General features: G+C 69.1%; 6 protein-coding genes. 2 read left to right on the top strand and 4 right to left on the bottom strand.

Annotation, left to right across the window (positions count from 1 at the left end):
* On the top strand, positions 1-1,613 hold a 1,613-nt coding region (locus tag GA0115259_RS15075; RefSeq protein WP_161230375.1), incomplete at its 5' end, for a helix-turn-helix transcriptional regulator.
* 9 nt (positions 1,614-1,622) lie between these two features.
* Here the strand turns inward: GA0115259_RS15075 and GA0115259_RS15070 are convergent.
* Entirely contained in the window at positions 1,623-2,582 is a 960-nt protein-coding gene (locus GA0115259_RS15070; protein WP_093596447.1) for a helix-turn-helix transcriptional regulator, read from the bottom strand.
* Positions 2,583-3,529: 947 nt separating this feature from the next.
* Positions 3,530-3,898, bottom strand: coding sequence for an ATP-binding protein (locus GA0115259_RS15065; protein ID WP_237540011.1), 369 nt, complete (start codon positions 3,896-3,898; stop codon positions 3,530-3,532).
* Positions 3,899-4,468: 570 nt separating this feature from the next.
* On the opposite strand from GA0115259_RS15065, the gene GA0115259_RS15060 reads away from it, so the two are divergent.
* A complete protein-coding gene (locus GA0115259_RS15060; protein ID WP_093596445.1) occupies positions 4,469-5,662 on the top strand; it encodes a helix-turn-helix domain-containing protein in 1,194 nt (397 codons plus the stop codon).
* 174 nt (positions 5,663-5,836) lie between these two features.
* On the opposite strand, the gene GA0115259_RS15055 is transcribed toward GA0115259_RS15060, so the two are convergent.
* Together GA0115259_RS15055 and GA0115259_RS15050 are read right to left on the bottom strand one after the other, a co-directional pair.
* Positions 5,837-6,949: an LLM class flavin-dependent oxidoreductase gene (locus GA0115259_RS15055; RefSeq protein ID WP_093596443.1), complete on the bottom strand. Its 1,113-nt coding sequence runs from the start codon at positions 6,947-6,949 to the stop codon at positions 5,837-5,839.
* A 54-nt stretch (positions 6,950-7,003) separates the two neighbouring features.
* Positions 7,004-7,556 (bottom strand): LLM class flavin-dependent oxidoreductase (locus tag GA0115259_RS15050; protein WP_141716571.1); only part of this gene is annotated, 553 nt, incomplete at its 5' end.

The following is a 7,556-nucleotide window of genomic DNA, read 5'->3' as shown; positions in this document are numbered from 1 at the left end:
GGGCCGAACGGCTGCTCGCCACGGGCCCTGACACACTGGCCCGTGCGGAGGCGCTGGAGGCGCTGCTGCCCGCGCTGGCCGAGACCGGCGATGTGGAGCGGGCGCTGAGCCTCGCGGACAGTCTGCGGGAACTGGTCGGCGGCGGGCTCGGCGCGCCCAGGCTCGCGGCCCTGCACACCCGGCTGGCACAGGTCGCGCATGTGGCGGGCCGGTGGGCCGACGGCAACGACCAGATCGCCAGGGCCCGTTCGCTCCTCGGCCCGGAGCCCGACGAGGTGTACGCCGCGCAGATCGATGTGGTGGCGGCGCATCTCACTCTCGACACGCCGGGACCGAACCGTACGCAGCGCGCGGGAAAGCTGGTCAGCCGGGCGATCGACGCGGCGGAGCGGCACGATCTGCCGCTGGTCGCCTGCCAGGCCTGGGAGCTGCTCGGAGTACTGGCCAGGGAGCGGGATCTGAGCGAGGCCTCGGCCTGTCTCCAGCAGGTCCTGGAGACGGCCGACCGGCACGGTCTGCCGCTCCAGCGGATGTACGCGCTCACCCGTCTCGGCGGTATCCACTGGCTGGCCGCGGGCGACACCAGAACGCTGGCCGAGGCCCGGGAGGAGGCCCAGCGGCTCGGCGCCGTCCCGGTCGTCTACTCGATCGACGGGATCCTCGTCCTCAACAAAGTGCTGCTCGGCGAATTCGCCGGAGCCCGGGAGCTGAGCGAGGAGTGCCTGACCATGGCGACCCGGCTCCGGCTGACGCCGGTGGCCCGCTATGTGCTGATGGCCAGGGCGGCGAGCGCCGCACACCAGGGCGACCGCGCGGCGATGGACCGGACCGTGGCCGAGTTCCGGCGTATGGGCGGCACCGGCTCCCAGGAGGAACCGCTGCTCCTCGGTCTCGCCGGAGTTTTCTGCGCGCTGCTGGAGGAGGACCGGCCCCGGGCCGCCCGGGAGCTGGACGAGGTGCGCGTACTGACGGCGGAGAATCCGACCACCTTCCATCTGGACGGCCGCCATGGCGTCGGGCTGCTGCTGGACGTACTGGCCGGGACGGCGGGCCGGGAGCGGTTCCGCGAGGTCGCGAACGCCTCGGCCGCGCAGATGCGGTGGAACCGTCATTTCGTCCTGCTCGCCGACGCCGTGCTTCTCGGCCGGGAGGGAAAGCCCTCGGCGGCGACGGAGGCCGCCCACGAGGCGCACGACACCGCCGTCGCCCATCCCACCGCGCGCCATCTCGGGCACCGTCTGGTCGCGGAGACGGCCCACGCCGACGGCTGGGGCGAGCCGGAGGCCTGGCTGCGCGAGGCGGAGCACCACTTCCAGCAGGCCTCGGTACCGGCAGTCGCGGGCGCATGCCGCGCGCTCCTGCGCGGGATCGGGGCACCGGTCCGCCAGCACCGCGCCGGCAGCAACCGGATCCCGGCCTCGCTGCGTACCCGGGGTGTCACGGTCAGGGAGTACGAGGTCTTCCAGCTCCTGGCGGAGCGGCTGAGCAACAAGGCCATCGCGACCCGCCTCTACATCTCACCGCGCACGGTCGAGAAGCACATCGCCAGCCTGATCACCAAGACCGACCAGCCGAACCGCACGGCGCTCTGCGAACTGTCGGCGTCGCAGTAGCTCATGGGATCACCGCCCTGGGCCCGGCCCGTGGCGATGCTCCCGCTCGTCCCTCTCCCGTACATCCCTCCTCTCCTGTACGTCCCTTTCGGGCGCCGTCCAGCTGGCGAGCAGCCGGAGGGCCTGCTCGGAAGGTGAGCCGGGTTCCGCGGTGTGGAGGCCGAGCGTCTGCTCGGGGTCGCCGGCGGGTGTGAGGGCTTCGTACTCCAGGTCGAGATCGCCGACCACGGGATGGTGGTAGCGCTTGCTGCCATGGGTGCGGAGGAGGACGTCGTGGTCGGCCCACCAGCGGCGGAAGTCCTCGTCACGGAGGGAGAGTTCACCGATCAGCTCGGCGAGGAGCGGATCCTCGGGATGGCGTCCGGCGTACAGATGCAGGGAGGCGACGGAGCCCCGGGCGGAGGACTCCCAGTCGGTGTAGAGCTCACGGGCGGACTCGTCGAGGAAGATGTAGCGGACCATGTTCCGCTCCCGGTGCGGCAGCGCGTCGAAGTCGGTGAACAGGGCCCGCGCCAGCCGGTTGGTGGCCAGGACGTCCATACGGCGGCCGAGGACCATGGCCGGAGAGTCACCGACGGTCTCCAGCACCCGGTACAGCCCGGGCCGTACCCGCTGCGGCGCCATCGGCCGACGGCGCGCACGGCTGCGCCTGGCCACGGCGAAGAGATGACCACGCTCCGTGTCATCCAGCCGCAGCGCCCGGGCGACGGCATCGAGCACGCTCTCGGAAACACTCGTCGTACGCCCACGCTCCAGACGTACGTAGTAGTCGACACTCACCCCGGCAAGCTGAGCAACCTCCTCACGCCGCAACCCAGGCACCCGCCGAACACCACCCTGCGGAGACAGCCCGGCCTCCTCGGGCGTGATCCTGGCCCGCCGGGAGCGCAGAAACTCCCGCAATTCCGCATTGCCCCCGCCCTCGGAGGCACCGGTCGGGCCGGAGGCACCGGTGGAGAAGTCACTCATACTCCCAGGCTAAATCTCCACCGGGCAGTGACCACGACCAAGAGGGGTACCACCGGAACCCCCGCTCGGCCGCGCCCGGGATGTGTGGACGGGCGTGGTGGACACACGGCATGACTGCGTTCATGGCGTTCTTCGGTGGCTCGACCACCACCTGGAGGGTCAGCTCAGCCGACGTGACGTCCGCGATCATGGATCTTTGAGCAAAGGTCGAGGCCAAGCGACGCATCCTGGCCAGCCATGTCCTCAGCCCGGCCGTGGGCGCCCTGGAAACAGGCTTCGCATGGCTCGGGGTGGACGGCAGTGCTGGAGGCCACTCGCAACCATCCCGGTGTCAGCAGCCCGCGCCGCCGACCACTTGCCCAAGCCGAACCCAGGGGCCGGTCTTCCCGCGACTACTCGGGGCCGTCGCGTTGTTCGTGCTCAATCGCTTTGAAGCAGTCTTCGTGTACGGGCATGTACCGGCCGGTACCGGAAGGAGCGTCCCAATACACGCTGCGGTGGGGTTCCTCCGGTTCCACGGGCCAGTGGCACGCGTAGCAGCGCGGCGTTCCGTCATGAAAGGTGATGTGTGGGCGTGGATCACGGGACAAGAGGGTGGTAGTCGCTTCCTTGGTAGAAGTGGCACTGCTTGAGGTCCGCAGAGGCTTTCGCGAGAGATCCCCCGGGGCGGGCCTGTCGGTCGCAGCCGCCGCCCCGGAAAGCCAACTTCGTGACGGCGCCGCTCGGTGTCCTGCTGAATGAAGGGCCGAAGCTGCGCCATGGCCGCGCTGTCCGGTTCGTCAGCGCGCGAGTGTTCCCGCGTGTGGTCGGCCGTGCCCGTGGGGCGCGAGCACGTGGGACAGCAGCACGGAGACGGCGTAGCCACTTCGTGGCAGCCAGTCCGGGGCCAGCAACCCTCACCCGGTCGACGGTCTCCGGTCCCGACCATGGCGGCCCGCCAGCGCCGCTCATCCCCCATGGTGGAGACCGCCCTCCGGCCCCGGAGGAAGCGACAGCTCAGCCCATACCGTCTTGCCGTGCCCGCGCCGGTACCACCAGCCCCATTGATCCGACAGCGCCTCGACGATCCCGAGCCCCCGCCCGGACACTTCCCCCGGCTCAGACTCCCGCTGCACAGGCAATTTGGGCGATACGTCGCACACCTCAACGCGGAGCCCGCACGGACGCGAAACGTAACGCGTCTCGACGCCGGCACCCTCCCCGCAGCCGTGTTCTACAGCATTCGTCAGCAACTCCGAGAGGACAAGTACGGCGCACTCCTCCAACTCTGAGAGCCCCCATCCCGCGAGCGTCTTGCGCAGTTCGTCACGGGCCATCCCAACGCAGCGCGGATGCCCAGACCACCGCGCCGCTACCGTGCCACCGCCTTGATCCTGACTAGGCATCATGGGACACCCCCACCCCATGAGCAGCCACCCACGCCAACCACAACGCCCGCCGACGCCCCCGCTCCCGCGCCACCGTGACGCGCTCCCAGCGCTCGGACCCAACCCGGTCACAGGGCCACCACACCGGCGAGCACTGCCCACTACGAGGTGTGAACCGGCCATCCACCACGGACACCACACGGTTCGTGACGATCAGGCGACGCCGATGCGCAGGCGCCGGAAGCTCATCGAGACCCTTCCCATGCTGACGCTCCGCCGATTCGAACAAGCGTTGAAGCAGAGGCTCAGCGAGACGGGCGGCACATGCCCACAGGCCGCTTCCGTCGTCACCCCTTTGCCAGATACCGTTTCTCACGTCGTTGCTCCTCTACCGAGCTCCGGCCAAACCCCGGGCCGCCGTTCACGCGGTCACGGGGTCCTTTCGTCTGCCACGGTTCCGGGCTAACCGACGCGTGCACAGCGGCCCCATGTAGGCCCGCTGTAGGCCACACTGGACGTATGCACGGTGAGAGCCTGGCCCACATGATCCGGCGACTCCGTATCGCCAAGCGCTGGAGCCAACAGCGCTTGGCCGTCGAGATATGCCGCGCTGTCGGTATGCCGGTGGATTCCCTCACCCGGGGCGACATCTACCGGTACGAGAAGGGGAAGCGAACGCCCCGCGATTGGCTGCCTGCGCTAGCTCTCGCTCTCGGTGTGCCGCTCGAAGAATTCGAAGCAGCATTGGCCACGCAGTCCGTCGCTCCGCAGACGGTTGACGACTTCCTGCCCGAAGGGGAACCTCTCGCTCCCCTGAAAACAAAGCAGGGCAGGCGCGTGGGTATGGGGGACGTAGAAGGCCTGGCTGGTCGCATTCACGGCCTACGGCTTGCAGACGATGTTCTGGCAGGAGGCGACCTGATCGGCCCTGCATTACGAGAACTGCGTTCCGCAGTCAAGCTCTATCGAGAAGGGAGCCACACCGACGAAATCGGCAATGCCTTGCTGTGCCAGATTGGCGAACTCGCACAGATTACAGGGTTCATCGCTGCGGACGCCGGCCGCCAAGACGAGGCGCAGCGCATCTATCAACTAGGTTTAAGCGCGGCCAAGCAAGCCAACGCCGAAACGCTGGTTGGCAACCTGGCGGGCAGTCTGGCCTACATGTGGAGCAACAACGGCGAAGCCGTGAAGGCTGTACAGATTGCTACCGCAGGACTGACTGATGACGCGCCGCCAAAGGCTCGCGCCTTGGCGCTGGATCGGTTGGCATGGGCTCACACTCAAGCCCATGAGCCCCAGCCGGCAATGCGTGCGCTTGCACAGGCAAGAGAAGCCCTGGACGAGAGTGATGGCGAAGAATCGCCGCCGTACCTGTATTGGGTATCACACGACGAGTTGACGGTCATGGAATCTCGGGTCTACACCGAGCTGCACAAACCGCTGCGCGCCGTGCCAATCCTGCAAAGGGTGCTCAGCCGGTACGACGTCACACGAACACGTGAACTCGCGCTCTATTCCTCGTGGCTGGCAATCGCGTACGCGGATGCCAACGAGCCCGAAGAATCAGCAGCGACAGCAGCACGAGTGATTGCCATGTCAGGCGACATCGCTTCTGAGCGCATCACTGAACGTATTCAGACAGTGGTTGAACGGCTCCAAGAGTTTGCCTCAGTACCAGAGGTGCGAGAAGTCTTGGAGGCGGTCGCCTGAGCGCTGCCTCCTACATGGTCTCGGACGTACCCGCAGGCCTGCCCGTTTCGCCGTCATCCGGCGAGGGTGAGGGCGTGCAGGCGGGAGGGTCCAGTTTCAATCGCTGGCGTATCTCCGCACCCACGGCCGGATACATACGCGTACGGGAGGTACTCGCCGGGCAGCGCGTCCGGGTTACCAGCCTCGGCGGTAGTACGGCGTCGCGCGGGCCGGGGGCGGGGCGTATTCGTTGCGTAGGCGGGTCACCAGGTTGCGTCGGAGGTCGCGGTCCTCGTCCGTTTCCACGGACAAGTCCAGTTGGACGATGTCCACACCGGCGGCCCGGAGCCAGCCGATGCGTTCCGCCACGCTCTGCGGTGAACCGACGAACGCGCCGGCGAGTGAGCGACGGACATACGCGGTGATCTGCTCCGTGTCCCGGGCGGGATCCGAACGGCCGCGTTCCCGGTCCCGGTCCAGTTGGACCGCGCGGTGCCAGCGGGCGCTGTCCGGGCCCGTGGCCAGTCGGATGGCGTCCCGGCCGAGGGATCGTGCCCGTTCCACCGCCTCCTCGTCCGTCGCGGCCAGCACCAGGGTGAGGTGACGCCAGATGCGCAAGGTCCGGCCGTGCGCTGCCGCCGCCGCTCGCGCCTCGGCGATCCGCCTGCGGGTCACGGACAGCGGGCCGGGAGCGACCGCGTACACCTCGGCGAACCGCGCGGCGAGTGCCACGCCCTCGGGTGACGAACCGCCGAAGGACAGCAGTTCGGCGCGCGGTCGCGGCCAGAGGCCGGATCCGCCGTTCCGTACCGAGTAGAACTCGCCCTCGAAATCGAATCTCTGACGTTCCGTCAGAGTCCTGTTGAACAGCTCCAGATACTCGCCCGCCCGCCGGTAGCGCTCCGCCTTTCCCAGGCCGTCGCCGTCCCGGGCGACATCCGCGTCGCTGGAGCCGACGATCACATGGGCCGAGGCCCGCCCGCCGGAGAGCCGGTCCAGTGTGGCGAGCGCCCGGGCCGCGACGGTGGGAGCCGTCGTACCGGCCCGGTGCGCCACGGCTATCCGTAATCTGCTGGTGGCCGCCAGCGCCCAGGCGGCCACCAGCCAGGGATCGGGCCAGGAGCTCGACTGGGTCACCAGGGCGCTGTCGAGTCCGTCCTCCTCGTTCTCCCGCGCGGTACGCGCCACATGGTCCGGATCGGCGTCGCGCTCCGGCGGATCCGGTGCGAAGCGCAGCGCCTGCCGCTCGCGCGGCGTACCGCCCAGGACCGGCGCGGCCCTGACACCGCCCCGCAGATCGAGTTCCATACGCACTCCTCAGCCGTCTCGTCGGCGGATCGCAAGCACCCAGCCGCCCCGCGGTCAGCGGCCCGCCGGGCCCAGGCGGGCCAGGGTGTCCAGCAGGCGCGCTCTGCTCACGAACACCTCCGGCGGCAGCGACACATAGAGCTGGATCGTCGTCACGCCCGGCCGGCTGTAGCGCAGGATGCGCTCACGGCACTCCTCGGGAGATCCGCTGATGAACAGCCCGTCGACCACCTCGTCCGGAAGCGCCTTCTGCGCCGCCTCCGGGTCTCCCGCCGCCCATGCCTCGTGCGACGCGCGCAGCAGTTCGCCGTGGCCCAGCCATTCGTGGAACTTCCGGTACGGCTCGCGGTTGAGGATCCAGGCGAGGAACGGCCGGGTCGCGCGGTGGGCGTAGTCGGTGTCCTCGGTGGGGCAGACGAACACCTTCACCACCAGTTCCTTGCCGGGCGGCTGCGGGCCGACCGCGTCCAGCACCTTCGGGACGTCCTCCGGGAAGAGCAGATTGGAGATGGCTCCGTCGCCCTCGGTGAATCCCAGCCGCAGCATGCCGGGCCTGAGCGCCCCGAGGATCACCTTCACCGGTTGCGCCGGCGGGTGCGGCAGCCGG

The organism is Streptomyces sp. MnatMP-M17, assembly GCF_900091995.1.
Lineage (GTDB): Bacteria > Actinomycetota > Actinomycetes > Streptomycetales > Streptomycetaceae > Streptomyces.
Note: the sequence above shows the minus strand (reverse complement) of the source record. Positions and strands in the feature narration are given on the sequence as shown.